The sequence below is a fragment of the Comamonas sp. Tr-654 genome (assembly GCF_011752915.1).
Taxonomy (GTDB): Bacteria; Pseudomonadota; Gammaproteobacteria; order Burkholderiales; family Burkholderiaceae_C; genus Comamonas.
The window spans coordinates 1-255 of sequence record NZ_VWWQ01000022.1 but is presented as its reverse complement, the minus strand read 5'-3'; the positions used below and the strand labels follow the sequence as shown (position 1 = coordinate 255).

Sequence of the window (255 nt, the reverse complement as noted above, 5' to 3'; positions counted from 1 at the left end):
CGGGCGCCACCGGCTGGGGCAACGTCAGCGCCAAGCTGGGCGCCACCACGGTCAACCTCAGCGACTACGGCAAGCTCACGCAAAACGCCGACGGCAGCTGGAAGTTCGAGCTGGACAACAGCAAGCCAGCCACCCAGGCGCTGAACAACGGCCAAACCATCACCGTGACCATGGGCTACACGCTCACCGACAAGGACGGTGACCAGCGCAGCAACAGCGTCACCTTCCAGATCAACGGCGCCGATGACAGCGGCA

The 255-nt window shown here is 64.7% G+C and carries 1 protein-coding gene; it reads left to right on the top strand.

Translation table 11 applies throughout. The annotated features are described in order from the left end of the window. Positions 1 to 255 (top strand): VCBS domain-containing protein (locus tag F3J24_RS24780; RefSeq protein ID WP_205244960.1); only part of this gene is annotated, 255 nt, incomplete at both ends.